At 72.4% G+C, this 26,761-nt stretch carries 26 protein-coding genes; 13 read left to right on the top strand and 13 right to left on the bottom strand.

Translation table 11 applies throughout. The features are described 5' to 3' along the window. Window positions 1-176: 176 nt before the first annotated feature. Window positions 177-1,424 (bottom strand): extracellular solute-binding protein, encoded by a 1,248-nt coding sequence (locus ACFV3I_RS02380; protein ID WP_378822287.1) that lies wholly within the window; start codon window positions 1,422-1,424, stop codon window positions 177-179. Between the two features lie 301 nt (window positions 1,425-1,725). On the opposite strand from ACFV3I_RS02380, the gene ACFV3I_RS02385 reads away from it, so the two are divergent. The 7 genes from ACFV3I_RS02385 (at window position 1,726) to ACFV3I_RS02415 (ending at window position 6,941) form a co-directional block, all read left to right on the top strand. Then, window positions 1,726-2,625 (top strand): SIS domain-containing protein, encoded by a 900-nt coding sequence (locus tag ACFV3I_RS02385; RefSeq protein WP_136036140.1) that lies wholly within the window; start codon window positions 1,726-1,728, stop codon window positions 2,623-2,625. Window positions 2,626-2,650: 25 nt separating this feature from the next. Further along, entirely contained in the window at window positions 2,651-3,643 is a 993-nt protein-coding gene (locus ACFV3I_RS02390) for an ROK family protein (protein WP_136033336.1), read from the top strand. Continuing rightward, entirely contained in the window at window positions 3,640-4,584 is a 945-nt protein-coding gene (locus ACFV3I_RS02395) for a 1-phosphofructokinase family hexose kinase (protein ID WP_136033338.1), read from the top strand. Before ACFV3I_RS02390 ends, ACFV3I_RS02395 begins: the two co-directional genes overlap by 4 nt. After that, window positions 4,581-5,462 (top strand): class II fructose-bisphosphate aldolase, encoded by an 882-nt coding sequence (locus tag ACFV3I_RS02400; RefSeq protein ID WP_136036351.1) that lies wholly within the window; start codon window positions 4,581-4,583, stop codon window positions 5,460-5,462. Before ACFV3I_RS02395 ends, ACFV3I_RS02400 begins: the two co-directional genes overlap by 4 nt. Window positions 5,463-5,553: 91 nt before the next feature. Further along, a complete protein-coding gene (locus tag ACFV3I_RS02405) occupies window positions 5,554-6,330 on the top strand; it encodes a DeoR/GlpR family DNA-binding transcription regulator (protein WP_247638087.1) in 777 nt (258 codons plus the stop codon). Between the two features lie 33 nt (window positions 6,331-6,363). Then, entirely contained in the window at window positions 6,364-6,597 is a 234-nt protein-coding gene (locus ACFV3I_RS02410) for a hypothetical protein (RefSeq protein ID WP_136032253.1), read from the top strand. Next, entirely contained in the window at window positions 6,597-6,941 is a 345-nt protein-coding gene (locus tag ACFV3I_RS02415; RefSeq protein WP_378803142.1) for a type II toxin-antitoxin system PemK/MazF family toxin, read from the top strand. Before ACFV3I_RS02410 ends, ACFV3I_RS02415 begins: the two co-directional genes overlap by 1 nt. 265 nt (window positions 6,942-7,206) lie before the next feature. Here the strand turns inward: ACFV3I_RS02415 and ACFV3I_RS02420 are convergent, their stop codons facing one another. From ACFV3I_RS02420 to ACFV3I_RS02435, 4 genes are read right to left on the bottom strand one after another with little or no spacing between them, the layout of a single operon-like run. Continuing rightward, window positions 7,207-9,654, bottom strand: coding sequence for a CHAT domain-containing protein (locus ACFV3I_RS02420; protein ID WP_378803143.1), 2,448 nt, complete (start codon window positions 9,652-9,654; stop codon window positions 7,207-7,209). Between the two features lie 45 nt (window positions 9,655-9,699). Further along, window positions 9,700-11,271: a S8/S53 family peptidase gene (locus ACFV3I_RS02425; RefSeq protein WP_247982541.1), complete on the bottom strand. Its 1,572-nt coding sequence runs from the start codon at window positions 11,269-11,271 to the stop codon at window positions 9,700-9,702. Window positions 11,272-11,307: 36 nt separating this feature from the next. Beyond that, window positions 11,308-11,763 (bottom strand): hypothetical protein, encoded by a 456-nt coding sequence (locus tag ACFV3I_RS02430; protein ID WP_206252075.1) that lies wholly within the window; start codon window positions 11,761-11,763, stop codon window positions 11,308-11,310. Then, entirely contained in the window at window positions 11,760-12,389 is a 630-nt protein-coding gene (locus tag ACFV3I_RS02435; protein WP_240744591.1) for an RNA polymerase sigma factor, read from the bottom strand. The genes ACFV3I_RS02430 and ACFV3I_RS02435 overlap by 4 nt, the downstream gene beginning before the upstream one ends. A 361-nt stretch (window positions 12,390-12,750) precedes the next feature. Between ACFV3I_RS02435 and ACFV3I_RS02440 the strand changes: the two genes are divergently transcribed. After that, window positions 12,751-13,086 carry a type II toxin-antitoxin system HicB family antitoxin gene (locus ACFV3I_RS02440; protein ID WP_136032239.1) on the top strand — a complete coding sequence of 112 codons (336 nt, stop codon included), beginning with the start codon at window positions 12,751-12,753 and terminating at the stop codon, window positions 13,084-13,086. Window positions 13,087-13,104: 18 nt separating this feature from the next. Here the strand turns inward: ACFV3I_RS02440 and ACFV3I_RS02445 are convergent, their stop codons facing one another. Then, window positions 13,105-14,406, bottom strand: coding sequence for an MFS transporter (locus ACFV3I_RS02445; protein ID WP_378822288.1), 1,302 nt, complete (start codon window positions 14,404-14,406; stop codon window positions 13,105-13,107). A gap of 72 nt (window positions 14,407-14,478) precedes the next feature. Here ACFV3I_RS02445 and ACFV3I_RS02450 point away from each other — a divergent pair, with 72 nt between their 5' ends. Next, entirely contained in the window at window positions 14,479-15,069 is a 591-nt protein-coding gene (locus tag ACFV3I_RS02450) for a helix-turn-helix domain-containing protein (RefSeq protein WP_378822289.1), read from the top strand. Between the two features lie 52 nt (window positions 15,070-15,121). Here the strand turns inward: ACFV3I_RS02450 and ACFV3I_RS02455 are convergent, their stop codons facing one another. From ACFV3I_RS02455 to ACFV3I_RS02485, 7 genes are all read right to left on the bottom strand, one after another. After that, window positions 15,122-16,255, bottom strand: coding sequence for an aromatic acid exporter family protein (locus ACFV3I_RS02455; protein WP_378822290.1), 1,134 nt, complete (start codon window positions 16,253-16,255; stop codon window positions 15,122-15,124). A gap of 171 nt (window positions 16,256-16,426) precedes the next feature. Continuing rightward, window positions 16,427-17,110: a hypothetical protein gene (locus ACFV3I_RS02460; RefSeq protein WP_378822291.1), complete on the bottom strand. Its 684-nt coding sequence runs from the start codon at window positions 17,108-17,110 to the stop codon at window positions 16,427-16,429. Next, entirely contained in the window at window positions 17,110-18,024 is a 915-nt protein-coding gene (locus ACFV3I_RS02465; RefSeq protein WP_136045128.1) for an ABC transporter ATP-binding protein, read from the bottom strand. Before ACFV3I_RS02465 ends, ACFV3I_RS02460 begins: the two co-directional genes overlap by 1 nt. Continuing rightward, window positions 18,021-18,410, bottom strand: coding sequence for a GntR family transcriptional regulator (locus tag ACFV3I_RS02470; protein WP_136032229.1), 390 nt, complete (start codon window positions 18,408-18,410; stop codon window positions 18,021-18,023). The genes ACFV3I_RS02465 and ACFV3I_RS02470 overlap by 4 nt, the downstream gene beginning before the upstream one ends. Window positions 18,411-18,495: 85 nt before the next feature. Beyond that, complete coding sequence (locus tag ACFV3I_RS02475) at window positions 18,496-19,035, bottom strand: GbsR/MarR family transcriptional regulator (RefSeq protein ID WP_378803147.1); 540 nt, start codon at window positions 19,033-19,035, stop codon at window positions 18,496-18,498. Between the two features lie 4 nt (window positions 19,036-19,039). After that, entirely contained in the window at window positions 19,040-20,662 is a 1,623-nt protein-coding gene (locus ACFV3I_RS02480; protein ID WP_378823198.1) for an ABC transporter permease, read from the bottom strand. After that, window positions 20,662-21,648: an ABC transporter ATP-binding protein gene (locus ACFV3I_RS02485; protein ID WP_206252069.1), complete on the bottom strand. Its 987-nt coding sequence runs from the start codon at window positions 21,646-21,648 to the stop codon at window positions 20,662-20,664. The genes ACFV3I_RS02480 and ACFV3I_RS02485 overlap by 1 nt, the downstream gene beginning before the upstream one ends. 90 nt (window positions 21,649-21,738) lie before the next feature. Here ACFV3I_RS02485 and ACFV3I_RS02490 point away from each other — a divergent pair, with 90 nt between their 5' ends. From ACFV3I_RS02490 to ACFV3I_RS02505, 4 genes are all read left to right on the top strand, one after another. Continuing rightward, window positions 21,739-22,938, top strand: coding sequence for a class I SAM-dependent methyltransferase (locus ACFV3I_RS02490; RefSeq protein ID WP_378822293.1), 1,200 nt, complete (start codon window positions 21,739-21,741; stop codon window positions 22,936-22,938). Between the two features lie 330 nt (window positions 22,939-23,268). Further along, the gene (locus tag ACFV3I_RS02495; RefSeq protein WP_136032223.1) at window positions 23,269-24,573 is read left to right on the top strand and encodes a glycine betaine/L-proline ABC transporter ATP-binding protein; all 1,305 of its coding nucleotides are present in this window, start codon (window positions 23,269-23,271) and stop codon (window positions 24,571-24,573) included. After that, on the top strand, window positions 24,573-25,541 hold the full coding sequence (locus ACFV3I_RS02500; RefSeq protein ID WP_378822294.1) for an ABC transporter permease: 969 nt from the start codon (window positions 24,573-24,575) through the stop codon (window positions 25,539-25,541). Before ACFV3I_RS02495 ends, ACFV3I_RS02500 begins: the two co-directional genes overlap by 1 nt. Before the next feature lie 175 nt (window positions 25,542-25,716). After that, window positions 25,717-26,622, top strand: a complete 906-nt coding sequence (locus ACFV3I_RS02505) for a glycine betaine ABC transporter substrate-binding protein (RefSeq protein WP_378822295.1) — start codon at window positions 25,717-25,719, stop codon at window positions 26,620-26,622. Window positions 26,623-26,761: the final 139 nt, after the last annotated feature.

Here is a 26,761-nt window from a genome sequence, read left to right on the forward strand (position 1 = left end):
AAACCCCCGTGCGGTTGAGACCGGGGGCTGCCCTGGGGGGGGTCCCCCCCCCCGGGGGGCCACGTACCCGGTTCCCAGGGCGTGGGGGGGGGGGGGGGGGCTGTTCCCCCCCCCCCCGAGGTTCGAGGATTCTGTGGTCTGGCTCATGGGATACCCGAACCTCTCCGTTCTGCGGGTCAGCCCGCGTCGACCTGCGCCTGGATCTCGGTCAGCACGTCCTGTGCCGGCTTCGACTGGAGCTGACCGAACAGCGACTTGAACGCACCGTCGGCGGCCGACCACTTCGGGTTCGTCGACGGGTAGAACTGCGCGTCGGGCAGCACGTCGAGGAACGGCTTGAGCGCCTCCTCGCCGGACAGCTTCTCGGCGCCGGACTTGGTGACGGGCAGGAAGCCCTCGGCCTGCACCCACGGCACGTACACGTCGGGGGCGTAGTAGTAGTCGAAGAACTTGGTGATCGCGTCCTTCTTGTCGTCGTCGTTCTGGAACGCCATCAGCTGGTCCATGACGCCGAGCGTGGACGGCGAGCCGTCCTTGGTCGGGATCGGGACGATCGAGTAGTCCAGCTCGGGGTTGCTGTCGGCGATCTGCCCGACCGTGGGCGGCAGGCCGACCTGCATGCCGATCTTGCCCTGGATGAAGATGTCCATCAGCGGGGAGCGCTGCGTGGAGCCCGGGTCGGCCTGGGTCGCACCGGCGTCGATCATCTTCTTGATCTGCTCGGCACCGACGAGGTTCTCGGGGGTGTCGATCGTGATCTCGGACGCGTCACCGAACGAGCCGCCGCCGCCCCACAGCCACACGGCCGCCTCGGCCTGTGCCTCTTCCGAGCCGAGGGGCATGCCGTATCCGGCGACCCCGCCGCCGAGCGCGGAGACCTTGGTGGCCGCGTCGAGCAGCTCGTCCCAGTTGGTGGGCGCCTCGACACCCGCCTGCTGCAGCAGGGTGTTGTTGACGAAGAGGGCGCGCGCGGAGGCGATGAGCGGCAGGGCGTAGGCCGTGCCGTCGATCTCGGCGTTCTTGATGAAGGAGTCCTGGAAGTCGGAGTAGACCTCGTCCGACACGACGTCCTTGACCGGGTAGAGCAGCTCGTCGCCGACGAACCCGGCGAACGGCCCGCCGTTGTAGATGTCGGGAGCCTCGCCCGCCTGGATCTTGGTGGAGATGACCTTCTCGAGGTTGTCCCACGACTGCACTTCGAGCTTCACGTCGATGTCGGGGTTCTCCTTCTCGAACCCGTCGATCACGTCTTCCCACAGCCCCTTCGTCGCGTCGGAGTAGCTGGGGACGAGCAGGTCGAGCGTGGTCTTGCCGTCGGCGTCCCCGCCGCTGTCGCCGCCCGAACCGCCGAATCCGCACGAGGCGAGCGACAGCGTGGCGACGGCCGCGACGGCAGCCGCCCCGAACCGCAGTGACTTCTTCATGGGCATTGCATTCCTCACTGTGTGTGCCGTGGTCGGTGGGCGGGCGAGCCGCCGTCCGACGGAGCGGGGGTGGTGCACAGTCGCAGAACACTCTTCACGCGACGGTGCGTGGTGATCGATCGCGGTGAGGGCGACCTCTCGGGTCAAGCCGAAGCTTGGGTGGAACGTACAGATTATTTGTCAGGCAAACAAACAAAATCAAGCATTCGCCCGATCTTGCTCGATGGTGGTGACATACTATGATCGAAACGCACCCGAAAGAATCACAAATACGCAACTACTCGTCTGAAAGGGTCGACCGATGACCGAAAACCTGCCCGGCGCGCACATGCGCGAAGAACTCCTCTCGCAGCCGGAGATGTGGCAGCGCGCCGCCGATCTCACCGCCGAGCAGGGGCGGCTGCCCGCCCGCGGGGCCAGGGTCGCGGTCGTCGGATGCGGCACCTCCTGGTTCATGGCGCAGTCCTACGCCGCGCTGCGCGAGTCCACGGGACACGGGGAGACCGACGCGTTCGCCGCCTCCGAGGCCTTCGTCGACCGCGGCTACGACGCCATCGTCGCCCTCACGCGGTCCGGCACCACGAGCGAGGTCCTCGACCTGGTCGAGCGCGTGCGCGGACGCGTGCGCACGGTGGGCGTGATCGGCGACCCCGACTCCCCGCTGGTCTCGCTCGTCGACGACGCCGTGCTGCTGCCGTTCGCCGACGAGCAGTCGGTCGTGCAGACCCGCTTCGCCACCACGGCCCTCGCCCTCTTCCGCGCCTCGCTCGGGGAAGACCTGAGCGGGGCGATCGCCGACGCGACCGCCGTGCTCGCCGAGCCCGAGGTCGACGCCGAGCTGCGTGACGCGGAGCAGTACACGTTCCTCGGACGGGGCTGGACCATCGGGCTCGCGCACGAGGCCGCCCTCAAACTGCGCGAGTCGTCGCAGTCGTGGACCGAGGCCTACCCGTCGATGGACTATCGCCACGGCCCGATCGCGATCGCCGCCCCCGGCCGCGTCACCTGGCAGTTCGGCGACGCCCCCGACGGGCTCGCCGACGAGGTGCGTGCCACGGGCGCCCGCTTCGAGCACCGCGCCATCGACCCCCTCGCCGACCTCGTGCGCCTGCACCGCACGGCCCTCGACCGTGCCCTCGCGCGGGGACTCGACCCCGATCAGCCGCGCAACCTCACGCGATCCGTCATCCTGGATGCATGACCCGCGCACGCACCGGAGCCGAACGATGACCCCGATCGACGGAGCGGACGCGATCCCCGACGTCGAGAAGGACGCCTCCGGCGAGACCCTCGCCGCGGTACGCTCGCTCGGCCCCGGTGCCCCGGCGCTCGCGTTCGACGTGGGCGGCACCGACATCAAGTCGGCCCTCTTCGACGCCGACGGCACGGCGCTCGGGCTGCGGCGCACCCCGACGCCCGTCGTCGCCGGCGACCGCACGCACGCGATCCTCGACCGGCTGGACGCGCTCGCCGCCGAGCTCCGCGACGCACACCCCGAGGTCGTGCCGCAGGCGGTCGGCCTCGTGGTGCCCGGCATCGTCGACGCCGACGCGGGCGTCGGGGTGTTCGCCAGCAACATGGGCTGGCGCGACGCCCCGCTGCGGGACCTCGCCCGCGAACGCCTCGGCCTGCCCGTCGCGTTCGACCATGACGTGCGCGCGGCCAGCTGGGCCGAGCACCGCCTCGGTGGAGCACGCGCCTACGACGACGCCGTGATCCTCGTCATCGGCACGGGCATCGCGGGCGCCCTCCTGGTGGGCGGACGGCCGTACACCGCGGGCGGTTACGCCGGCGAGATCGGCCACTCGCCCATCGCCGACGGCCCGGCCTGCCCGTGCGGCGCGCGCGGCTGCCTGGAGGCCGTCGCCTCGGCCGGTGCGATCGCCCGGCGCTATCGGGAGGCCACCGGGGTCGTGCCCGACGGCGCGAAAGACGTGATCGCCAGGGCGGCCGCGGGTGACGAGGTCGCCGCCGCGATCTGGGACTCCGCGCTCGACGCGCTCACGATGTCGCTCGCGCAGCTCACCGCGGTGGTCGCCCCCGAGGCCGTGGTGATCGGCGGGGGGCTCTCGCGCGCCGGAGGAGCACTGTTCGACGAGCTGCGGCGCCGCCTGGCCGCGCGGCTCAGCTTCCACCGGCTGCCGGTGCTCGTGCCCGCCGAGCTCTCCGGCAACGCGGGTCTGATCGGTGCGGCCCTGCGGGCCAGGGAGCTGACGTGATCCTCACCGTCACGCCCAACCCCGCGCTCGACCTGACCTGGCGCGTCGACCGGCTCGTGGAGGGCGGCACCCACCGCGCCGACGCGGGGGCCGCGCGGGCGGGCGGCAAGGGCCTCAACGTGGCCAGGGTCGCGCATGCGCAGGGCGCGCCCGTGCTCGCCGTCACGACCGCGGGCGGCCGCGTGGGCGCCGAGTTCGCGGACGAGCTGAGCGCCAGCGGCGTCCCGCACGTGCTCGTGCCCGTCGCGGCGGAGACCCGGCGCAGCATCGCCCTCGTCGACGAATCCGCGGGCGACACCACCATCGTGAACGAGCGCGGCGTCAGCCCCTCCGACGCGGAATGGGGGGCGGTGCTGGCCGAGGTGGTCGAGCGGCTCCCCGCGGCGGGCGTGCTCGTGATCTCGGGCAGCGTGCCGCCGGGCACCCCCGAGGCGCTGCTGCCGATGCTGATCGCCGTGGCGCGTGACGCCGGCGTGCCCGTGATCGTCGACACCTCGGGCCCCGCGCTGCTGCGGGCCGCCGACGCCGGGGCCACCGTGCTCAAGCCCAACGCCGCCGAGCTCGCCGAAGCCACCGGCATCGACGACCCGGTGCACGCCGCCCGCACCCTGCTGGAGCGCGGTGCCGAGCTCGTGCTGCTCTCGCTGGGCGCCGACGGCATGCTCGCGGTGACCGACGACGAGCTCGTGCACGCGCGACTCGACGAGCCCCTCGCGGGGAACCCGACCGGTGCGGGCGACGCCGGGGTCGCCGCCTGCGCCGTGCTGTACGCCGAGGGCGAGCGCGACCCCGAGACGGTGCTCCGCCGCGCGACGGCCTGGTCGGCGGCGGCCGTGCTCATGCCGCTCGCCGGCGACATCTCGCCCCGCTGGACCGCGCTCGCGCAGCACCTGCGCGTGACCCGCCCCGACCCCGCCCTGTTTCGAAAGGACCCCTCGTGACCCTCGTCTCCGCCAGAGAACTCGTCACCGCCGCCTCGGACGCCGGAACCGGCATCGGCGCGTTCAACGTGATCCACCTCGAGACCGCGGAGGGCCTGGTGCGCGCCGCCGCCCTCGCGGGACTCCCGGTGATCCTTCAGATCTCGCAGAACTGCGCCGACTATCACGGCGGCCTGGAGCCCATCGCGCTCGCCTCGCTCGCGCTGGCCCGCCGGGCGGAGACACCGGTCGCGGTGCACCTCGACCACGCCGAACGACCGGAGCTGGTCGACGAGGCCGTCGCGCTCGGCTTCGGCTCCGTCATGTTCGACGGCGGCGCGCTGCCCTACGACGAGAACGTCGCGCTGACGGCCGAGGTCGCCGCGCGCGCACACCGGGCTGGCGTGTTCGTGGAGGGCGAGCTGGGCGAGGTGGGCGGCAAGGACGGCGCGCACGCACCCGGAGTGCGCACCGACCCCGACGAGGCCAGGGCCTTCGTGGCCGCGACCGGGGTGGACGCCCTCGCGGTGGCGGTCGGCTCGTCGCACGCCATGACCGACCGCACGGCGTCGCTCGACCTCGACCTCATCGCGCGGCTGCGGGCGGCACTGCGCGGCGCCGGGGCGGCCGGGGCGGACGTGCCCCTCGTGCTGCACGGCTCGTCCGGGGTGGCCGACGCCGTGATCGCCGACGCGGTGCGGGCGGGCATGACCAAGATCAACGTCTCGACCCATCTGAACGGCTTCTTCACGCGGGCCGTGCGCGATGTGCTGGACCGCGACGAGCGGCTGGTCGACTCCCGGAAGTACCTCGCACCCGCCCGCGACGCGCTGGCGCAGGAGGCGGCGCGGATGCTGCGGCTGTTCGCGCTGCAGACCGACACGGCGGCCGCGGGATGAGCGTGGCGGCGACAGGGCCGCAGGCGCTCGCGGTCGGCCGTCACCACGGAGGTCGCGGGTTCCCGCCGCAGCACCCCTCCGGGAGCACGCGGTGAAGCGGGCGGCACGGCTGAACGCGATCCTCGACCTGCTCGCCGCCAGCGGTGAGGTCACGGTGGACGAGCTCGTCGACCGGTTCGGCGCCTCGCCGGCCACCACCCGCCGCGACCTCGACACCCTGGCCGAGCAGCGCCTGCTCACGCGCACGCACGGCGGTGCGGTGGCGCAGACGGTCGCCTACGAGCTGCCCATCCGCTACAAGAGCCACCTGCGCACGCACGAGAAGGCGAGCATCGCCCAGGCCGCGGCCGACCTGGTGTCGCCCGGCATGGTGGTGGGTCTCTCCGGGGGCACCACGACGACCGCGATCGCGGCCGCCCTCGCCGCCAGGGAGGACCTGGCCGCCGACGGCGGGGTCACGGTCGTCACGAACGCGGTCAATATCGCGGCACAGCTCGCTACGCGGCCCGACATCAAGGTCGTGGTCACCGGCGGCGTCATCCACTCCCGCACGTACGAGCTCGTGGGGCCGTTCGTGGAACAGCTGCTGCGCGGGGTGCGGCTCGACATCGCGTTCCTGGGCGTGAACGGCATGGACGCCGCGGCGGGTGCCACCACGCAGGACGAGCGCGAGGCCGCCGTGAACCGCATGATGGCCGAGCGTGCCCGGCGCGCGGTCGTGGTGACCGACGGCAGCAAGCTCGGCGTCGAGGCGTTCTCCGCGGTGGGCGGACCCGAGCTGTTCCACACCGTCATCACCGACCGCGGGGCCGAGCCCGCGCTGGTCGAGGCGCTGCGCAACGCCGGGTACGTCGTGCTCCTCGCCTGAGCCCGCGCGGCGGGGGCTCAGTATACTGAAAGTATGACCACGACGATCAAGGTGAGTGACGAGCTCCGCGATCGGCTGAAGGATCAGGCGGCTCGCGACGGGCTGACACTGGGCGCTCACCTCGCCCATCTCGCCGACGCCGAGGATCGCCGCCGACGCCTCGAGTCGCTGCGCACGGCGGTCGCCCTCTCCTCTCCCGAGGACGCCGCTTCGCATGCGGCCGAGACGGCGGCGTGGGAGCGGGTCGAATCGGCAGACGCCTCCTGATGGCAGACCCTGATCTCGCCCCCGGAGTGATCGTCTGGGTGTCGTTGGAACCGGTGCGCGGCCGCGAACGGGGCGGACACCGACCCGTCCTCCTCGTCGCCTCCGCCGGGTATCTGGACGCCGTCACCACCCTGGTGATCGGCTTGCCGATCACCACGACCGACCGTGGGTGGCCCAATCACATCCGCATCGACGGGCCGAGCGGACTGGACCGTCCGTCCTGGGTCATGACCGAGCAGCCGCGCACGCTCACGCGGGAACGGATCACGGGCGTCGCGGGGAGGGTGTCCGCGGACTGTCTCGCCTCCGTCCGGCTGTGGCTGGGAGACTTCCTCGACCTGTGACGGTGCTCCTCGCCTGAGCCCGCGCGGGCGCACCCCAAGGGCCCCGGCGTCCCCAGATCGCCGAGGCCCTGTGAGGTGTCGCGGCTGCATCCGCGGCTCCCCAGAGCAGTTGGTGTCCCTGTCGTGCGCGCTCCCCAGTGCGCTGTTTCCCCAGATCCGACGGCGCCTCCCTCGCGCCTCCTCCTTCGAGGCCCTTCGCCTGCGACACCTTCCGAAGAACAGGAGTCACCGCCTGCGGTTCTGATACACCGATTGGAGAAAAAGGTCAGAATCCGTCGCCGTGGCACTGGAACGGCGCGATCACGCCCGTCGTGACGGCCGCGGAGGCCAGGGCGTCCGCCGGTGCAGCGCCCTCGGTGAGCCCGGCGTGCACGGCCGCCAGCAGCTCGCACGCATCGTCGTCGGGCACCGCGACGGGTGCCGCGATCACGCACTCGGTGCCCGCGTGCAACCACACCCGCGTCATGCCCAGCGCCTCCTCCCCCCAGCGCACCGACGAGCGCCCCAGCTCACACGCCGACAGGATGACGGTGCGCGGCGCCCGCGGGATCAGGTCCACGTCGTAGCCGAACAGCGTGCCGTCGCTCAGCTCGAACCCGGAGAACAGGGGGTTGTCGACCGCGTGCCGTCCGTGCGCCGCGATGTGCAGCAGCTCCGCGTCGCCCGCGAGGGCCGTCACCGCACCCACCGTCGCCTCCGCACCCTCGTACACGCGCGTCGAGGCACGGTCCGTCCAGGCCGAGGCCGCACGCTGCACCTCCTCGCCCGCGCGGCGCACGCGAGGACCGGCGGCGAAGCCCACGACGGGCGACGCGGCGCGCGGTGCCCGGTCGGCTCCGAGCCACCGCGACACCGACGTGACGAGAGTGAACGGCAACCCGCGCATGCCGGGCAGCATGGCCCACGGCACGCCCCCGAGGATGCCGGGCACCGTGATCGCCACGCGCGACGCCCGCGGCACGGCCCGCCGCAGCGGTGCGAGCAGCCCCGCGTCGAGCAGCTCCAGCCGCGCGACGAGGGACCGCTGCGTGACCGCACCCATCGCACCGCCGCGGGTGAGAGCGGCCATGTCGAGGTCGGCCCGCAGCCCGTCGAGCGCCGCCCGCACCCGCGGCCAGTCCAGCTCCACGATGCGCGCCCGGCCCTCGGTCACCGCCACGGCGTGCAGCTCGGAGCCGGTGAAGACGTAGGAGAACACCGCGGTGTCGTGCGGGAGGAGTGCAGACGCCGCCGCCAGGCCGAGCCGCTCGCGCGCGGCGCCGGAGCCGGTCGCCGTCCACTGCCTCTCGCGCACCCGGTCGCGCAGCATCCGCACCCGCGCGTCGGTCGTCCAGTCGGCACCCGCGAGCTCTGCCCGCAGCATCCGCAGCTCCGCCAGGTCCGCCGCCAGGTCCGCGTCGTGCGGGGGCCGCACCGGCGCGACCTGCTGGCTGAGGTGACGGGCCCGCTCCGACCACTCGAACAGGGTCTCCGGGTCGCCGAGGCGCGCCGCCGCCGTGAGCCCGGTGAACACGAGGTCGCTCGCGTGCATCGCGACCGAGGCCTGCAGGTCGAGCGCGCCGAACGACTGCTGCCACGACGACAGCAGGTCGAGGCCCTCGCCCGCGGCCCGCAGCGCCGCCCGGTCGCGGCCTCGGTGCAGGGCCCTCGCTGCCCGCACCTCGTGGACGCGCAGCCGCAGGGGCGTGGGGGCGGACGCGGCGATGCGGGGCAGCCGCCCGGCTCCGTCGCGCCGTGCGGTCAGGCGCAGCGCCGTCGCCTCGGTGCGGAATCCGCTGCGGTCGAGGTCACGGGCGACACGCTCGAACTCCTCGGCCGGGATCGCCCGGTCGGGGTGGGCGCGCTGCCGTGCCTCCAGTCGCACGGCCTCGGCCCGCGCCGTCCACCCCGGTGTCGCGAGGGCGGTGAACCGTCGGGCGGCCAGACGTGCCGCGCGTTCGGCGGCCGCGGGATCATGGCGCAGCAGTGACCGCGCCAGGTGGAACTCCGCCTCGCCGCGCGCCTGCCGCATGCGCTGCGCCCCGAACTGCACGGCCACCCGCCCGAGCAGCACCTCCGCCTCGGTCGTCAGGCCCGCGTCGCGGAGCACCTCGGCCCGATCGAGGTCGGCGATCGCGGCGGCCAGGTCGCTCGCCTCCGCCAGGGCGGGGCGGGAGCGGGTCATGAGCGCGAGGGCGCCCACGAGGTCGCCGCCCAGCAGCGCCGCGTAGCCCAGGTTGTGCGTGGCCTCGGCGACCGGGCCGCGGGCGTCATGCGCCTGATACACGGCGAGGGCGCGGCGGAGGTCGGCGACGCACGCGTCGAGCTCGTGGCGCTGCATGCGCACGACCGAGCGGTTCATCAGGCAGTTCGCGAGCTCGGTGCTCTCGGTCCCCGCGGCGGAGAGCGCGTCGATGGCGCGGGAGAGCTCGGCCTCGGCCTCGGGCAGTCGTCCGCGGTGCATGAGCAGGGTGCCGAGCTGGCCGCCGAGCAGCGCCACCGTCTCGGGCTGCAGTCCCGCGCGCGCGAGGGCCGCCCGGCACAGTTCCTCGGCGGCCGCGGGGTCACCGGTCTGCGTCAGCACGTAGGCGCGGGTGCCGTCGATCCGGGCGCGCAACTCGGGGTCGTCGGTGCGCGCGGCCGCGGCGTCGAGGGCACGGCGGGCCTGCGCGAACCGTCGCGTGTTCGCCGCGTCGACGCCGCGCCGATGCAGCTCGCTCGCGGACAGGGGCATCCGTCCAGGATGCCGTGCCGCGACCCCGGTGGGGAAGAGTGCGGGTCAGCCGCGGTCGTGCGGATCGGGGAGCTCGGCGAGCACGGCGGACACGGCCTTCGCCGCCGCCGCCGGGGTCGCGCCCGCCACCGGGACGGCCCCGAGCTCCGCCGCGATGCGACCGGCGAGGTACGGCGCTGCGAACGACGTGCCGCTCCAGACCGCGAAGCCGCCCCGGTAGTCGTCGGGGTCGAGGGTCTCACGCACCAGTCCGTCGACGTCGGCCCTGGTCGCCGCCTGGGCACCGCCGACGAACGCGGGCGAGGTGCTGACGACCGCCGCGCCCGGGGCGTACACGTGCACCCAGGGCCCGACGTTGGAGAACAGCGCGACCGAGCGCGACGACGGGTTGAGGGCGCCGACGGCCACGTGCGGTGCGCCCTTGTCGGCGGGCAGCCCGTTGTCGGCTCCCGGCCACGGCCACAGCGACGCCGGGAAGGACGGCCGGTCGATCGCGTCGTTGCCGGCCGAGCACACGACCACGCAGCCGAGCTCGCGCGCCTTCGCCAGCAGCTCGTACAGCGTGCGGCTGAACAGCCCGTCGGTCGGGGTCTCGTGGTAGTAGCTGAGCGACAGGTTGAGCACGTCGATGGGGAAGCCCGTCTTCGGGTCCTCCCGGTGCCGGCGCAGCAGCTCCACCACCTGCGCCACGGTCTCCAGCAGGGTACTCTCGTCGACCACTCCGAGCGCGCCGGCCACCCGGATCGACAGGATGTCGGCGTCGGGTGCGGTCTGCCGCACGATCCCGGAGATGAACGTGCCGTGCCCGGCCACCGCGTCGATCTCGCCGTCGAGCTGCCCGTACAGGTCGGGGTAGCGTTCGGGGTCGGCGTCGTCGGTGAGCCCGACCGGGACGCCGTCGAGCTCGATGTGCCGCGTGACGATGTCGGACGGCAGCCAGGCGTGCTCGCCGCAGCCCGTGTCGAGCACCGCGACGACCGGGCGTCGTCCGCGCTTCGGCGCGGCGGCGCGCACCGGGGCGGGCCCCAGCCACGAGACGGGCTGCCGCGCCCCGCGGCCCGGCTCCAGGTAGTCGTCGCTGCCGCCGGTGCCCGCACCGGCGCCGCGCACGGGGTTGGTGCGGGTGAACGGGTTGGTGCGTGTGAACGGGTTCGTGCGCGTGAAGGGGTTGAGGCCGACCGGGTCGATCGACAGCACGTGCTCGAGGCTCGTGCGCGGCATGGTCGACCGCGACAGGCGCCGTGCCCGCTGCAGCACCCGCCAGGCGTCCGGCGCGACGGGCGACTCGCCCCTGGCCGGCTCGTCGGGCGTGGTCAGGCGCGCGCGCAGGAACCCGGCGACGCCCGGTACCAGCTCGTCGCCGCCGACCTCGCGCTCCGCCGATTCGATCTCGAGCCGCCAGCCGAAGGTGTCGGCGGCGTCGCGCAGCGTGCGCACCTCGCGGTCGTACGCCTCCTGGTCACCGACGGTGCGCGTGATCAGCAGGCGTTCGGGCAGGTACGCGGTGGGGAAGGCGCGGATGCCGTCCACGGGTTCCGTGCTTGGGTCGAGAGCGGTGCCGCGGCGGATCGATCCCTCCGCGCGGTCCTGCCACGTCCATCCCTGGGGCTGCTCCATCGGTCATCCTCTCCGTGCGGGCTCCATCGCCCGCCGTCACAGCTCGAACTGCGGGGTCTCCAGCGTGCGTTCCTCGTCGCCGTCGAGCGTGGTCAGCCGCACGCGGCTGAGCCCGGGCGGGACGTCGTCGAACTGGAAGCGCCCGGTCTCCGCGGGCGTCGTGGTGCGCGTGCGGTCGCCCTGGGCCAGCACGATCCGCGCGGCGGTGGTGTCGACCCAGCCGTCGACGCGGCGCCGTCCGGACGCGGTGGTGGTCACGTGCAGCAGGATGCTCGTGGTGCCGTCGCTGAACTGCAGCGTGAGCGCGTCGGCGTCTCCCCGCACGGCGCCGAGCTGCCCCTCCACGAGGGTCAGCAGCGCGTACTCGCGGTTGAGCCCGTCGGCGGCGACCGCGGCGACCATGCGGTCGATCAGTCCGGCCGGCACCGGGTCGACCTCGTCCCACACGGTGCGCAGGCGCGCGAACAGGCGGGCGTCGTCGTGATCGCTCATGAGCGTCCCCCTCCGGTGTGCGGCGCCGGGGCGTCGAGCAGGTCGCGCAGCTTGGCGAGGCACCGGCTGCGGGTCGGCCCGATGCTGCCGACGGGCATGCCGAGGTCGGTCGCGAGGCGGGCGTAGTCGGGGCGGTCGTCGAAGGCGATCACGCGGAGCAGGCGCTGGCACCGCTCGGTCAGGCGGCGCACGGCGAGCCAGAGTCGGCGGTTCTCGTCGCCGAGCGTCGCGTGGTCCTCGGCCGAGGCCTGTTCGGGCAGGAGGGTGTCGAGGTCGTCGGCCTCGGTCGTGTCGATGCGGCCGTTGGCCTTCGCGGCCTTCCACGCCTCGCGGCGGGCGGTCGTGGTGAGCCAGGCCGACACGGCGCGCGGGTCGGCGATCGAGCCGTGACCGCGGACGAGCCGCAGCCACGTGGTCTGCACCACGTCTTCCGCGAGGGTGCGTTCGAGCCCGTAGGCGCGGACGACGTGCCAGAGCACGGGCGACAGCAGTCGCACGAGCTCATCCATCGCGCGGCCGTCGCCTTCGCGCCATGCGCCGAACAGGTCAGCGGCACGTTCCCACCGTGCCCGGCCGTCGTCGGATGCAGGATCGAGGGGGGCGGCGCCGGAGGCACCGTCGATCATGAAGCCCATTGTGATCACACCTACCAGGAGCACGGCAAGAGCCCGGTGATACATGAGGGCGGGCTTTCCACAGCCGGATCGTGGATGGTATCGTTATTGATACCATCCACGATCATGGGATCTGTGGAAGGCCTCGTTGCACGCATGCGGGCGCAACCGAAAGGCGTGCGATTCGCCGACCTCGTGAAGGTTTGCAATCATCACTTCGGAGAGCCGCGGCAGCGCGGCACCTCCCACCGCGTGTATCGAATGCCTCGGGCAGGAGACCCGCGGGTGAACATCCAGAGCGATCACGGAACGGCGAAGGCCTACCAGGTCCGGCAGGTCCTGGCGGCGATCGACAGACTGAAGGGAGCGGGACATGTCGACAGTGAAGCCTGACCACTACGCATACCGCGTTCGATGGTCCCCGGAGGACGCCGCGTATGTCGGCACGGTTGCCGAGTTGCCTTCGCTGTCCTGGGTGTCGGAGGACCAGGGCGACGCGTTCCGGGGTATCCGACAGCTCGTCGCCGATGTGCTCGACGACATGACGGCGAACGGGGAGGAGCCGCCCGTGGCCATCTCCGACCGCTCCTACTCCGGCAAGTTCCTGGTTCGGCTCACACCGGAGGCGCACCGTCGGCTGGCGATCGACGCGGCGGAGCAGCACGTGTCGCTCAACCGCTTGGCCGTCAGTCGACTGATCGGCGCCTGACTCCCGCCCGCCCTCGCGCTACTCGGCCGCGAAGGTGGCCGCGTGCTCGGCCCACCGCGCCTCGACCGGGAGGGCACGCAGCGCGCGATTGCCGAGCGCGAGCGCGGCCGCGACCAGGCACAGGCCGGCGCACACGAGGATCGTGCCCTCGCGGCCGAGCCAGGAGAGCCCGAACCCGGCGATCAGCGGGGCCAGGGGCATCGCCCCCATCGCGAGCACCCCGATGGCACTGTTCGCACGGCCGAGCAGCCGCGAGGGTGTCGCGACCATGAAGTAGCCGAGGAGGGCGGCGTTCAGGGCGGGGAGCAGCAGGACCGACGCGCCGAGCACCACCGCGATCGCCCAGGGCTCGCGCACCGTGGTCAGGGCGACCGCGCCGAGCGCGACGACGGCGAGGCCGCCCACCGTGAGGATGCCCGCGGGGACGCGCGGCACGAGCAGCGGCGCCAGCACGGCCCCGACCAGCATGACCGCGCCGATCACCGCGCTCAGGGTGCCGATCAGCAGCTCGGAGTGCCCCGCCTGCTGCAGCGCGTAGACGACGGTCGTGATGGCCGCGTTGAACCCGAGGTTCACGATGGTGAGGATGATCATCACGCCACCGAGGTCGCGGCGGGAGAGCAGCCACGTGAAGCCTTCCCGCAGCTCGCGCCCCGCGTGGGGACGCAGGGCCAGCTCGTCCGCCGGCGCGGCGTCGTCCTCGGCTCCGGTGTCGGCGATCCCCGCCCGTCGCGTCTGGCGGCGCAGCATCCAGGCGGTCACCGCGGCGACGGCGTGGCACAGCGTCATGACCGCACCGACCACCCAGCCGCCGAGGCCGAGGAGCAGTCCGCCCAGCGGGCCGCCGGCGAGCTGGAGCGCCGCGTCCCTGCCCTGGTTCGCGGCCTGGGCGCGGCCCATCGCCTCGTCGGGCACGATTTCCTTGAGCGCGCTCTCGCCGGCCACGTCGAACAGGCCGCTGCGGGCGGCGAGCAGCACGTCGATCACGAGCAGTGACGTGAAGGTGAGGGCGTCGCCGATCGCGAGCAGAGTGAAGGCGCCCGCGAGGACGATGCCCAGCAGGGAGCCGAGCAGCATGAGGACGATGCGCCGGTGGCGGTCGGCGAGCACGCCCCCGGCGAGCGTGAGCAGCACGCGGGCGACGAGTCCGGCGGCGCCGATGATGCCCGCCTGCGCGGGGTCGTTCGTGATGAGGAGCGCCAGGAGCGGGACGGCGAAGCCGAACAGGGAGGCGGCGAGCCCCTTGCTGGTGTCGCTCACGAGCCAGGTGAGGTAGCGGGTGTTGCGCCACAGGCGGTGGGGGGTGGTGGCGGTGGTCATGGCTCGACCATAGATGCGCAACATAAATTGCGCAACTAGAGGTGCGCAATTGTCCGCCGGTAGGATCGGGGCATGGCCGACGACGCGGGGACGAGCGCGGGCGACGACGCCGTCTTCATGACCTCGGCGATGCTGAAGGCGTACTCGCATCCGCTGCGCCGCCGGATCCTGCGCCTCATCGCGCGCCGCGAGCACCTGCGGGCCGCCGACATCGCCGCCGAGCTCGGCGTTCCCGCGAACAGCGCGAGCTTCCACCTCCGGGTGCTCGCCGACGCCGGACTCATCGAGGAGGCCCCCGACCGCGCGCGCGACCGCCGCGACCGGGTCTGGACCGGACGCAAGCGCGCCCTCAACCTCGGCGACCCGCAGAACCCGGTGGCCGATGAGGCGCTCGGCGGCGCGGTGGTCGCCGCCCTGGCGGAGGAGCACGGCGAGCTGGTGCGCCGCGTACTCGCCTGGAGCCCCGACTACGTCGCCGGCCGCACGACCGAGGTGCACGCGTCGTTCGTGCAGCGCACGATCCGCCTGACCGAGGCCGAGTTCGAAGGCGTGATGCGCCAGGTCAACGACGTGCTGTCGGCGGCCGACGACGCGCACGACGCCACAGACCCCGACGGTCGCTACTGGCAACTCGACATCGTCGTCGCCGACGACACCATCTGACTCACCCGTCGCCGTGACTCACCCGCCGCCCTGGCTCACCCGTCGCCCTGACTCACGCGTCGCCGTCCGGGCGCTCGCCGCTGAGGATCAGGATCCGCCGCAGGTGCATCGCCGTCAGCACGCCGGGACCCATCGTGCTGCGCGCGTCGAACGTGCGGTCGTCCACACGCTCCAGCAGCAGGCGGATCGCCCGCGCGGCCTCACCCCGCCGGCGGTGCGCCTCGCTCGAGCCGGGATCGGGCTCGGCGATCACGTCGGCCACCGCGTGACAGGCCGCCGACAGGGGCTCGGGCAGCGCGGGGTCGAGAGGGATGGCGGCGGGTCGGTCCCAGATGGTGTCGGCGGTCGCATCGGCGATGTCGCGGATCAGGTGGGCGATCCGGTCGAGCGTCGAGAGGTCCTCGTGGATGTGCGCTGTCCCCACGTGCCGGCGTCGCGCGCGTGGGTTGTACCGCACGCTCTCGTCGGCCTCGGCCAGCGCCGCCCGCAGATCGGCGGTGGTCTCGGCGAGGGACGCCGCGTCCTCCGCCCACTGCGCGGTCTCCGGCGGCCACGACTCCGACACCGCGTACCCGATGTCGTGCAGGTGCTCGCCCAGCTGCGTGCGGAAGGACTCCACCCTCGACGCAGCCGCCGCGGCGAGCGGTGCGGGCGCGATCAGCAGGTTCACCAGGAGCCCGATCACCACGCCGACGGCCATCTGCGCCAGGTACCCCACCGAGTAGTCGTCGGCGTTCTGTCCCCCGATGATCAGCACGAACAGCGCGGCCATCGGCACGTACTCGCGCCCGGCGCCGAACCACCCCGTGCCCGACAGCAGCACGCCCAGACCCACCACGAGCGGGATGGTCCACCACGTCGGACCGACGGTGAGCACGATCAGGGCAGCCAGGCCGATGCCCGCGGCGAGCCCGAACAGCGTCTGCAGGCTCGAGCGCATCGAGCCCATCAGCGTCGGGTACATGCTCACCAGAGCACCGAGCGGCGCGTAGTACGGATACTCGTCGGTGACGCCCGGCATGTGCGGCGCGACGGCCCACGCGAGCCCGACCGCGAGCGCCGTCTTCGCCACGAGCAGCAGCCGCGGCGGTCGCACGGCGTCGCGCAGGGTGCGCGAGAGGTACGACCGGCGTTCGCGCAGGCGCAGGCGCGGGTGGTCGCGGAGGCGGCGTTCCTCGGGCGTCACGGCATGCTCTCTCCTCGGACGGGCGGGTTCTGCTCCTGGACGTTACGCGCGAACGGACGGCGGAGGAGTGGGGTTGCCTCCGCTGCGGTCTGCGGGTAGTGCCCGGACGCACGGATGCCGCGGCCCGCACCGAGTGCGCGGCCGCGGCATCCCTCGTGCCGGGTGGTCCGATCAGGGGATGGTCCGCCGGAAGGCGAGGAACGAGACGCCGGTCAGGACGGCGGTGATCACCAGGCCCCACACGGCCAGGCCGAGGGCGCCGAGGTCCATGATCGTCGCGCCGACGTGGTTCCACAGGTCGAGCCGTGTCGCGAGGAACACCAGCCCCACCAGGATGAGCCCCAGGCCGATGCTCACGATCAGCAGCACCAGCTGACCCCAGCTCTTGTAGATCGTCGCGCCGGTGAAGCCGACCACGAAGAAGAACAGGGCGAGCGTGAAGAACACCACGAAGGCGCCCAGGGGTCCCGCGTCCCACAGCCACGGCAGGTAGAACAGGTAGCCGTTGACCCCCCAGCCGTCGGTGAGCATCTCGATGCCGCCGCCGATCAGGAAGAGCACGCCCATGATCGCGCTGCCGAGGATGGCCGTCAGCATCGTGCCGAAGAAGAACTCCCGGCGCGTGACGCTCATCGCCTGCGAGAACGGGAACGTGAGGGTCATCGCCGACATGCCCACCGCGAAGAAGTACCAGAGCGGCGCCTGGCCGCCCCCGCCGTACTTGGGGGTGTCGACGGGGATCATCGCGTAGATCAGGATCGAGATGATCGTGGCCGCGCCGAGGATCATGAGCGGGTACCAGATGAAGGTGCCCTTGTTGATCAGCTGCAGGCGGATGACGTTGAACGTGCGCATCAGCGGACCTCCTCCTTCACCGCACCGGCTCTGTCGGCGGCGGCGTCGTTCTTCTGGGTGAGCCGGACGACGAGCTGCTGCAGCGACACCGGCGTGAGGTCGAGGCCCGCGGCGACGACCGCGGAGCGCTCCTCGGGCGAGAGCCGGCCCATGACGGTGACCGAGGCCACCCGGCCGAGCTCGTCGCGGTGCAGGATCTCGCGGCCCTCCGCCCAGGCGTCGACCTTCGCGGCCTCGCCCACCACGGTCACCGCGCGGTCGCGCACGGCATCGGTGTCCTCGTTCAGCAGGATCCGTCCGTTGTCGATCACGATGACCTTCTCGATGAGGTTCGACACCTCGTCGATCAGGTGCGAGGACAGGATGATGGTGCGCGGGTGCTCCGAATAGTCCTCCACTAGGCGGTCGTAGAAGATCTGCCGGGCGACCGCGTCGAGCCCGAGGTACGGCTCGTCGAAGAAGGTGATCTCGGCGCGCGAGGCGAGTCCGATGATCACGCCGACCGCCGAGAGCTGTCCACGCGACAGCTTCTTGATGGTCTGCTTCATCGGCAGCTGGAACTCCGCGATCAGCTCGTCGGCGAACGCCTGGTCCCAGTTCGGGAAGAACAGGCTCGCGGCCTTGAACGCGTGCTTGGGGTAGGCGTCGTCCGGGTACTTCTGGCTCTCGCGCACGAAGCAGATGCGGCCGAGCACGTGCGCGTTCTCGTACGGGTGCTCGCCGAACACCTTCACGGTGCCGGACGATTCGAAGTTCTGGGCCGTGAGGATCGACATGAGGGTCGTCTTCCCGGCACCGTTACGGCCGAGGAGCCCGTAGATCGAGCCCCCTTCGAGGGCGAGCGAGACGTTGTCGAGCGCCCTCTTCTCCTTGTAGCGCTTGGTGAGGTTCTGCACCTCGATGACGGCGGTCATGCGGGGTTCTTCCCTTCTGGGGTGGGGGTGTGTGCGGCGCGCTGCCGGAGCAGGTCCGCGAGGTCTTCCGCGCCGAGGCCCAGCGTGCGGGCCTCCGCGAGGAGCGGGTCGATGTAGCGGTCGGCGAAGGCCGCGCGGCGCTCGCCGAGGAGCAGGTCCCTGGCGCCTTCCGAGACGAACATGCCGATGCCTCGGCGCTTGTGGAGCACTCCCTTTTCGGTGAGCATCGCGACTCCCTTCGCCGCCGTGGCGGGGTTGATGCGGTAGAACGCGGCGAGCTCGTTCGTGGAAGGAGCCTGCGCCTCCTCGGCGAGTGAGCCGTCGAGGATCGAGTCCTCGATCTGCTCGGCGATCTGGAGGAAGAGCGGCTTGCCTTCTTCGATCACGAGTCCTCCGCTGGGTTGGTGGGTTACTTACTCGACTAAGTAACCATGTAACCCACGCGTATGTCAACCCTCCGGATCGCGACGATCAGCTCCGGTCGTGCCGCGACTCGTGCCACTCCTCCACGATCTGCCGCATGCGCGCGGACAGGAACCGGAAGAACGCGGCCAGCTCGACCGCCCGCGCCTGCGCGTCGGGATCGTCGCCGTGTGCGCCCGCGATGTCGTCGATGTACTCCGCGAGCCGCGCGTACACGGGAAGGTTGCCCACGATCGAGCGGTAGAAGGGATCGTGCACGAACGCGTACCGGTCACGGCGCTCACCCGGCCGCGGGCGCCGCTGGATGAAGTGCAGCTGCTGCAGGTAGCGCACCGCCCCCGACACCGCCGCGGGGGAGACGCCGAGCCGCTCGGCCAGCTCGGCCGCGGTGTACCCGCCCTCGGGCGCCGCGACCAGGGCCATCATCACGCGCGCCGGCATCCGCGGCATCCCCGCCGCCGTGAGCATCGCCGCCGCCTGCTCCGCCGGTTCCACGCCCCGGTGCTCGCGCTGCTGCTCGGCATCGCCCGCCGTCGCGTCCGACCCGTCGTCGGCGTTCGCGGCCTCCCCGCCCGGTGCCCGCGTCATCGCACTACCCGCCCGTCGCGAGCTCGCGCCGACGCATGAGGGCCAGGGCGCCCGCCGTGGCCCCGGCGACCACGAGCACGAGCCACCACAGCCCGCGCACGTCGACGCCGTCGCCGTCGACCACCGGGGTCACCGCGAACGGGGAGAGGTTCGCGGTCCAGTCCGGCAGCCCGAACAGCGGGCCGAACATGCCGAGCAGCGCCGCGAGCAGGACCAGGATCCACGCCACGGGGATGGTTGCGCGCGGCAGCACCACGAACACGAGGGCCGTGAGCGCCACGAACACCACCGCCGCGACCGCCTGTCCCGCGCCCGCCACGGCCACGATGCGATACAGCTCGCTGTCGCCGTCGCGCGACCACACGCCGAGCCAGCCACCCAGCACGGCGGCGGCGACCACGATGAGCACCGCGCCCACGCCGACGATCACGTGGTCGGCCAGCCAGCGCACCCGTCCGGTGGGGGTCGAGAGCACGAGCTCGACCGTGCCCCGCGCCTCCTCCTGCCGCGCGCGCACCACGGTCTGCACCGCGCAGCAGGCCGCGAGGATGCCCAGCAGCGTGAAGAACACGGTCACCACGACCTCGTCGAGCCCGCCGGTCGCGCCGCCGATCTTCTCCAGGATGTCGGTCACGGCGGGATTCTCGCCCGCGATCTGGTCGACCACGCCGCCCAGGGTCGTGGCGAGCAGCCCGGTGAGCAGTCCGCCGACCGCCCACCCCACGACCGCGCCCGAGGTGAGTCGCCACACCAGCGCGTGCGGCGACGAGAGGGCGGGCCGCGCCGCGGAACGGCCGGGGCGTTCGGCCACGAAGCCCGCGTCCACATCGCGCAGGCCCTGCAGTGCCAGTGCCCCGGCGGCCAGGACGAGGCCGAGCGCCAGTCCCAGGATCGCGGGCCAGGCCGCATCGACGTCGTACGGGCGCGTCTGCTCCGCCCAGCCGAACGGCGACAGCCACGCGGGCCAGGCGCTCGCGATCGCGGTCAGCTCGTCGTTCGGGGTCCCGGCGGCGTTGCCGATGCCCCGGAGCAGGAAGGCGGCCACGAGCACCCACACCGCCGCGGAGTTCGCGCCGCGCGACGTGCGCAGCAGCTGCGCCGCGAGCAGGGCGATGCCGAGGAAGGCGACGCCGCAGGAGGCGGCCGCGGCGCCGGAGAGCAGCGAACCGGCGACGGGCAGCCCGGTCGCGAGCAGGGCCACCGCGGTCAGCGCGCCCAGCACGACGTTGGCGAGGAGGCCGTGCACGATCGTCGCGACGGTGGGAAGGTGTCGTCCGGCGGGTGTCGCCCACACGAGCTCGGCGCGCCCCGACTCCTCGTCGCCCCGGGTGTGCCGCACCGCGAGGAACGTGCTCATGAGGGCCGCCAGCATCGCCAGCCACGGCAGGATCTCGAAGGCCAAGAAAGCGCCCTCCGAGGTGCCGGACGGCAGGCCGCGGAACATCAGGATCACCGGGTTCGCGAGCGCCGCGGCCAGGATGTTCTGCCGGTCGGCCAGGGTCGAGTACGACTGCGTGACGCCCGCATACCCCGCGAACGCCATGAGCGCTGTGCCGAGGATCCACAGCGGCACCTGCACCCGGTCGCGGCGGATGCGCTGGCGCAGCAGCACCCCGAAGCGGTCCATCACGCACGACCCTTCGCGTGGCGGGAGCGCCGGGTGGACGGCTCCGCGTCGGACCCGCCGTCCTCCGCCGCCTCGAGCGTCGCGAGGTCGTCGCCGTAGTGCCGCAGGAACAGCTCCTCGAGCGAGGGCGGAGCCACGCGGAGGTCGGAGATCCCGAGCGTGGCGAGGGCGGGCAGCACCGCGGCGGTGCGGTCGCTGTCGACGGTGAGACGGAAGCGGTCGTCGTGCACCGTGGCGTCGTGCACCTCGGGGATCGCGGCGACGCGGTCGAGCGGGACACCCGGGGCCGTGAACGACACGTCGCTGCGGGTGAGGTGCCGCAGGTCGGCGAGCGTGCCGGTCTCGACGATGCGCCCGGCGCGGATGATCGACACGCGGTCGCACAGCTGCTCGACCTCGCTCATGATGTGGCTCGACAGCAGCACGGTCGCGCCGTTCTCGTGGGCCCGCGCGACCTCGCGCTGGAAGATCACCGCCATGAGGGGGTCGAGCCCGCTGGTCGGCTCGTCGAGGATGAGCAGGTCGGCCGGCACGGCGAAGGCCGCGATCAGCGCCACCTTCTGGCGGTTGCCCTTCGAGTACGCGCGGCCCTTCTTCCGCGGGTCGAACTGGAAGGCCTCCAGCAGCCGGGCCTTCTCGCGCCGGTAGGCGGCGTCGTGCGTGCGGGCTCCGCGCAGCCGGGCGAGCAGGTCGATGGCCTCGCCCCCGGAGAGGTTGGGCCACAGGCTCACGTCGCCCGGCACGGAGGCGATGCGCCGGTGCAGCTCGACGGCCCGTCGCCACGGGTCCTCGCCGAACACGGTCACCGCGCCCCCGGTGCGGCGGGCGAGGCCCAGGAGGATGCGGATCGTGGTGGACTTGCCGGCGCCGTTCGGCCCGAGGAATCCGTGCACCTGACCGGACTCGACGCTCAGGTCGAGACCGTCGAGGGCGTGCACGTGCCCGTAGTGCTTGGTGAGGCTCTGGGTGGCGATCACGGTGCTCATGCGCGGGAGCGTACGCCCGCTTCACGAACTTGTGAATCCGGTGAAGCGGACGCATGCGGAATCCTTACGGCGCCCGCGTACAGTGGGCTGGTGCCGGAGTTCCCCTACGCCCGCCTGCGCCGCTGGCCCGACGTCGAGGCCGAGAACCTCCAGGCGCACGACGCCACCGACCTGCTGCTCGCGTCGCGGGCGCTCGACAGCGGGATCACCGGTACCGAGATCGCCGTGATCGGGGACGACTACGGCGCGATCACCCTGCCGCTCGTGGCGTCCGGGCTCCGGGGGATCCGGGTGCACCAGGACCTCGCGACCGGGCGCCGCGCCCTCGCCCGCAACGCGGAGGAGCTGGGACTCGAGGGCTTCACGACGCACGAGCTCGACGAGACGCTGCTGCGCGGGGCACGGCTCGTGCTGCTGCAGCTGCCCAAGGCGCTCGCGGAACTGGAGCAGATCGCGGATGCGGTCGCCCGCTGGGCCGCGCCCGACGCGGTGCTCGTGGCCGGGGGTCGCGTCAAGCACATGACCCTGGCGCAGAACGAGGTGCTGCGGCGGAGCTTCGGGGAGGTGCAGCCGCAGCGGGCCGAGCGCAAGTCGCGGCTGCTCGTGGCGTCGCAGCCGCTGGCCGTCCCCGCGCAGCCGCCCTTCCCCGTGCGGGCCGCGCACGACGGCCTCGCCCTGGTCGCGCACGGCGGCGCGTTCGCCGGACCCCGCCTCGACATCGGCACGCGCGTGCTGCTCGAGGCGCTCGCGCTCGACGGTTCACAACGCCGGAGAACCGCTCGCCCCGGGGCTGCATCCCCGCCGGAACTGCCGGAGAACGAGGGTTTCTCCGGAGTCGTGAACGCCGAGGATCCGCGCCGTGTGCTCGACCTCGGCTGCGGCACGGGCGCGCTCGCGGTGTCCTGGGCCCTCGCGCACCCCGGGGACGCGGTGACCGCGACCGATCGCTCGGCCGCGGCCGTGGCCTCGACCCGGGCGACCGCGGCCGCGAACGGCGTCGCCGACCGCGTCACCGTGACCCACGACGACGCCGGATCCGACCTGCCCGACGGGGCGTTCGACGTGGTGCTGCTGAACCCGCCGTTCCACCTCGGCAGCAGCGTGCACACGGGGGCCGCGACCCGGCTGTTCGAGGCCGCCGCGCGACTGCTCTGGCCGGGCGGCGAGCTGTTCACGGTGTACAACTCCGGCCTCGCGTACCGCCCCGAGCTGACGCGGCTGATCGGGCGGACGGAGCAGCTCCGACGCACCCCGAAGTTCACCGTGACGCGCAGTGTGCGACGCCCGTGAACCCCCGTCGCCGAGATTGCTAGACGCTCGTACTATCCCCCGGTCAGCACCGGAAACCCGGGCACGTTCCCGGCCCAGGATTTGTCCCTGACCGGCCATTTCGTTACGTTGGTCTGTGGGCCTGACGGCCCGAAGACCAGTCCGCGACCACGTCCTTCTTTCGATGAGCTGTGCTGCGAAGAGGCGTGGGCGTACGGTCGGTCCTCTCTGCGGCGGATCCGAAATCCACCGCCCGCGCCGCCACAGCGATGATGTCGAACGGCCTCGTGAGGATCACCCGGACGTGACCGAAGCAGGCTCAGCCACCCGAGGCCGAGCCGCAGGGGAAACGTGTCCGACATCGCACTCGAAGCGCGCCATCTGTACAAGGTGTTCGGGAGGAATCCGAACGCCGCCGTCCGCCGACTGAAGGCGGGTGAGAGCCGCGCGGCCGTCGCCGACGCGGGCACCGCCGCCGTCATCGACGCCAGCTTCACCGTGAACCGCGGTGAGATCTTCGTCATCATGGGCCTGTCCGGATCGGGCAAGTCCACCATCATCCGCATGCTCAACGGCCTGCACGACATCACCGACGGCACCGTCACGGTCGGCGGCGACACCATCACGGGCATCCCCGCGGGTCGTCTGCGCGAGATCCGCCGCGACCGCATCTCGATGGTCTTCCAGCACTTCGCCCTGCTGCCGCACCGCACGGTGGCCGCGAACGTGGCCTACCCGCTCGAGCTCAAGGGCGTCGCGGCGGCCGAGCGGCAGGCGAAGGCCGAGGAGATCCTCGCGCTCGTGGGCCTCGAGGGCCAGGGCGACAAGCTGCCGTCCGAGCTCTCCGGCGGCATGCAGCAGCGCGTCGGCATCGCCCGCGCGCTCGCCGCAGACAGCGACATCCTGCTGATGGACGAGGCGTTCAGCGCGCTCGACCCGCTGATCCGCCGCGAGATGCAGGAGCAGCTGCTGGAGCTCCAGCAGAAGCTGCACAAGACCATCGTCTTCATCACGCACGACCTCAACGAGGCCATGTTCCTCGGCGACCGGATCGCCGTGATGCGCGACGGGCGCATCGTGCAGATCGGCACGCCGGAGGACATCCTGATGGACCCCGCGAACGACTACGTCGAGCAGTTCGTGCAGGACGTGGACCGTGCCCGCGTGCTCACCGCCGCGAACGTCATGGAGCGCCCGCGCCCCGTGGTCGCCGAGACCGCCGGCCCGCGCACGGCCCTGCGCCAGATGCGCGACGCCTACATGTCGGCCACCTACGTGGTCGGCAAGGACCGCCAGCTGCTCGGTGTGGTCACCGACCGCGATGCGGTGAAGCTCGTGCGGCAGGGGGTGACGCGACTCGACTCCGTGATCAAGCCCGTGCTGCAGAGCGTGCGCGAGGACGACGTGCTCATGAACCTGTTCGTGCCCGCCGTGGAGTCGCCGCTGCCCCTGGCCGTGACCGACGCCGACGGGCGACTGGCGGGCGTGATCCCCCGCGTGACCCTGCTCGCCGCCCTCGGCCCCGGCCCCGGCTCGACCGAGGAGATCCTGCTGCCGATGACGCCCATGCCGCAGGCCGAGATCGACGCGGTGCTCGACGACGGGTGGACGGCCGAGCCGCTGCCCACGACACCCGAGACGGAGGAGGTGCGCTGATGGACGGATTCCGCATCCCCCTGGGCGACTGGGTCGCCGCCGGAGTCGACTGGATCACCGCGAACCTCGACGGTCTGCTCGACGTGGTGTCGTTCGTGGTGAGCTTCCTCGTGGACGGCCTCACCCGGCTGCTGCTCACCCCGCACTTCGCCGTGATCATCGTGATCGCCGCCCTGCTCGCCTGGGTCGTGCGGTCGTGGAAGCTCGCGATCGGCACGGCCGTGTCGTTCCTGCTGATCGTGGCGATGGACCTGTGGGTGCCCGCGATGCAGACCCTCGCCCTGGTGCTCGTCGCGGCGATCGTGGCCGTGCTGATCGCGGTGCCGCTGGGCATCTGGTCGGCGCGCAACGCCACGGTCCGGGCGGCCCTGAAGCCGGTGCTCGACTTCATGCAGACCATGCCCGCGTTCGTGTACCTGATCCCCGCGATCGTGTTCTTCGGCATCGGCGTGGTGCCGGGACTCGTGGCGACCGTGATCTTCGCGCTGCCTCCCGGCGTGCGCCTGACCGAGCTGGGCATCCGCGGCGTCGACTCCGAGACCGTGGAGGCCGGGCATGCGTTCGGCGCCACCCCCGGCCAGATCCTCCGCGGCATCCAGCTGCCCCTGGCGATGCCGACCATCATGGCCGGCGTCAACCAGGTGATCATGCTCGCGCTGTCGATGGCCGTGATCGCCGGTATGGCGGGAGCGGACGGCCTCGGGAAGATGGTGGTCGAGGCGATCTCGACGATCAACATCCCGAAGGGCGTCGAGGCCGGTCTGGGCGTCGTGCTGATCGCGGTCTTCCTCGACCGGGTCACCGCCGCGCTGGGGGCTCCGGGCGAGAACCGCTCGTCGCTGTGGGGCCTGTGGAAGCGCCGCCGGTCGGGCGCGGGTTCGGGCGCTGCGCCCGCCGCCGCCGCAACCCCCGCGTCCGCGACCCCCGCGTCGTCCGACGCCGTCGAGCCCGAGCTCACTCGCGCCTGACCCCACCCCACCGCGACGTCCCGCCCCGCCCCCGCCCACGCGCGGGTGCGGGGTCGGAGAGGAGCCCGAGGGGGCGGGTTCCGGCCCGTTCTCCATCCCGCACGCCGCCCACCCGCTGTCCCGCGGCTCGTCCGCACTCCTGAAATCACATACGGAACGCAAGAGAGAGAAGCACATGAAGAAGAAGATCCTGACCCTCACCGCCCTGGGCGCCGCAGCAGCGCTCACCCTCGCCGGATGCAGCGGCGACGGAGCCGGTGGCACCAGCGCGGGCGGCGGCGACGCCGACGACAAGGGCACCATCACGCTCGGCTTCCTGCCCTCCTGGACCGACGGCCTCAGCACCGCGTACCTCCTGCAGGACCAGCTGGAGAAGATCGGTTACACGGTCGAGATGAAGACGCTCACCGAGGCGGGTCCCCTCTACACGGGTCTCGCGCAGGGCGATGTCGACATGTACCCGTCGGCCTGGCCCGAGCTCACGCACGCCGAGTACATGAAGAAGTACGGCGACGACATCGAAGACCTCGGCGCGTACTACGACAACGCCAAGCTCACCCTGGCGGTGCCGGAGTACTCCGAGCTCACCTCCATCGAAGACCTGGCGGGCAAGGGGGCGGACTTCGACGGCAAGATCTACGGCATCGAGCCGGGCGCCGGCCTCACCGCGCAGACGCAGAAGATGATGCCCGAGTACGGGCTCGACGGCGAGTACGAGCTGGTGACCTCGTCGACCGCGGCGATGCTGACCGAGCTGAAGACCGCGACCGACAAGCAGGAGGACATCGTCGTCACGCTGTGGCGTCCGTTCTGGGCCAACGACGCCTTCCCCGTGAAGGACCTCGAAGACCCGAAGGGCGCGATGGGCGAGGCCGAGGGCCTGCACTTCCTCGGCACCAAGGGCTTCGCCGAGGAGTTCCCGGAGGCGGCCGAGCTGATCGAGAAGATCAAGCTCGACGACGAGCAGTACGGTGCGCTCGAAGACCTCGTGGTCAACGAGTACGGCGAGGGCAAGGAAGCCGACGCGGTCGACGCGTGGCTGGAGAAGTACGGCGACCAGTTCGACTGGACCGTCAGCTGAGCTGACCCGTCTCTGCACGAAGGGAGGGCTCCCGTCCGGGGGCCCTCCCTTCGACGTCTCCCCCGGGCGGGGCTTGCCTTCGCGATTGCGGTGGCGGGTCGGCGTGCGCTTCACTGAACCCGAACCCCACCCGGCACGC

This window comes from Microbacterium sp. NPDC059771 (assembly GCF_042732495.1).
GTDB classification, from domain to species: Bacteria; Actinomycetota; Actinomycetes; order Actinomycetales; family Microbacteriaceae; genus Microbacterium; species Microbacterium sufflavum.

Coding starts and splice junctions, on each gene's coding strand:
- ACFV3I_RS02380 (WP_378822287.1), bottom strand. CDS start 1,424: ATGAAGAAGTCACTGCGGTTCGGGGCGGCTGCCGTCGCGGCCGTCGCC.
- ACFV3I_RS02385 (WP_136036140.1), top strand. CDS start 1,726: ATGACCGAAAACCTGCCCGGCGCGCACATGCGCGAAGAACTCCTCTCG.
- ACFV3I_RS02390 (WP_136033336.1), top strand. CDS start 2,651: ATGACCCCGATCGACGGAGCGGACGCGATCCCCGACGTCGAGAAGGAC.
- ACFV3I_RS02410 (WP_136032253.1), top strand. CDS start 6,364: ATGACCACGACGATCAAGGTGAGTGACGAGCTCCGCGATCGGCTGAAG.
- ACFV3I_RS02415 (WP_378803142.1), top strand. CDS start 6,597: ATGGCAGACCCTGATCTCGCCCCCGGAGTGATCGTCTGGGTGTCGTTG.
- ACFV3I_RS02420 (WP_378803143.1), bottom strand. CDS start 9,654: ATGCCCCTGTCCGCGAGCGAGCTGCATCGGCGCGGCGTCGACGCGGCG.
- ACFV3I_RS02425 (WP_247982541.1), bottom strand. CDS start 11,271: ATGGAGCAGCCCCAGGGATGGACGTGGCAGGACCGCGCGGAGGGATCG.
- ACFV3I_RS02430 (WP_206252075.1), bottom strand. CDS start 11,763: ATGAGCGATCACGACGACGCCCGCCTGTTCGCGCGCCTGCGCACCGTG.
- ACFV3I_RS02435 (WP_240744591.1), bottom strand. CDS start 12,389: ATGATCGACGGTGCCTCCGGCGCCGCCCCCCTCGATCCTGCATCCGAC.
- ACFV3I_RS02440 (WP_136032239.1), top strand. CDS start 12,751: ATGTCGACAGTGAAGCCTGACCACTACGCATACCGCGTTCGATGGTCC.
- ACFV3I_RS02445 (WP_378822288.1), bottom strand. CDS start 14,406: ATGACCACCGCCACCACCCCCCACCGCCTGTGGCGCAACACCCGCTAC.
- ACFV3I_RS02450 (WP_378822289.1), top strand. CDS start 14,479: ATGGCCGACGACGCGGGGACGAGCGCGGGCGACGACGCCGTCTTCATG.
- ACFV3I_RS02460 (WP_378822291.1), bottom strand. CDS start 17,110: ATGCGCACGTTCAACGTCATCCGCCTGCAGCTGATCAACAAGGGCACC.
- ACFV3I_RS02465 (WP_136045128.1), bottom strand. CDS start 18,024: ATGACCGCCGTCATCGAGGTGCAGAACCTCACCAAGCGCTACAAGGAG.
- ACFV3I_RS02475 (WP_378803147.1), bottom strand. CDS start 19,035: ATGACGCGGGCACCGGGCGGGGAGGCCGCGAACGCCGACGACGGGTCG.
- ACFV3I_RS02480 (WP_378823198.1), bottom strand. CDS start 20,662: ATGGACCGCTTCGGGGTGCTGCTGCGCCAGCGCATCCGCCGCGACCGG.
- ACFV3I_RS02485 (WP_206252069.1), bottom strand. CDS start 21,648: ATGAGCACCGTGATCGCCACCCAGAGCCTCACCAAGCACTACGGGCAC.
- ACFV3I_RS02500 (WP_378822294.1), top strand. CDS start 24,573: ATGGACGGATTCCGCATCCCCCTGGGCGACTGGGTCGCCGCCGGAGTC.
- ACFV3I_RS02505 (WP_378822295.1), top strand. CDS start 25,717: ATGAAGAAGAAGATCCTGACCCTCACCGCCCTGGGCGCCGCAGCAGCG.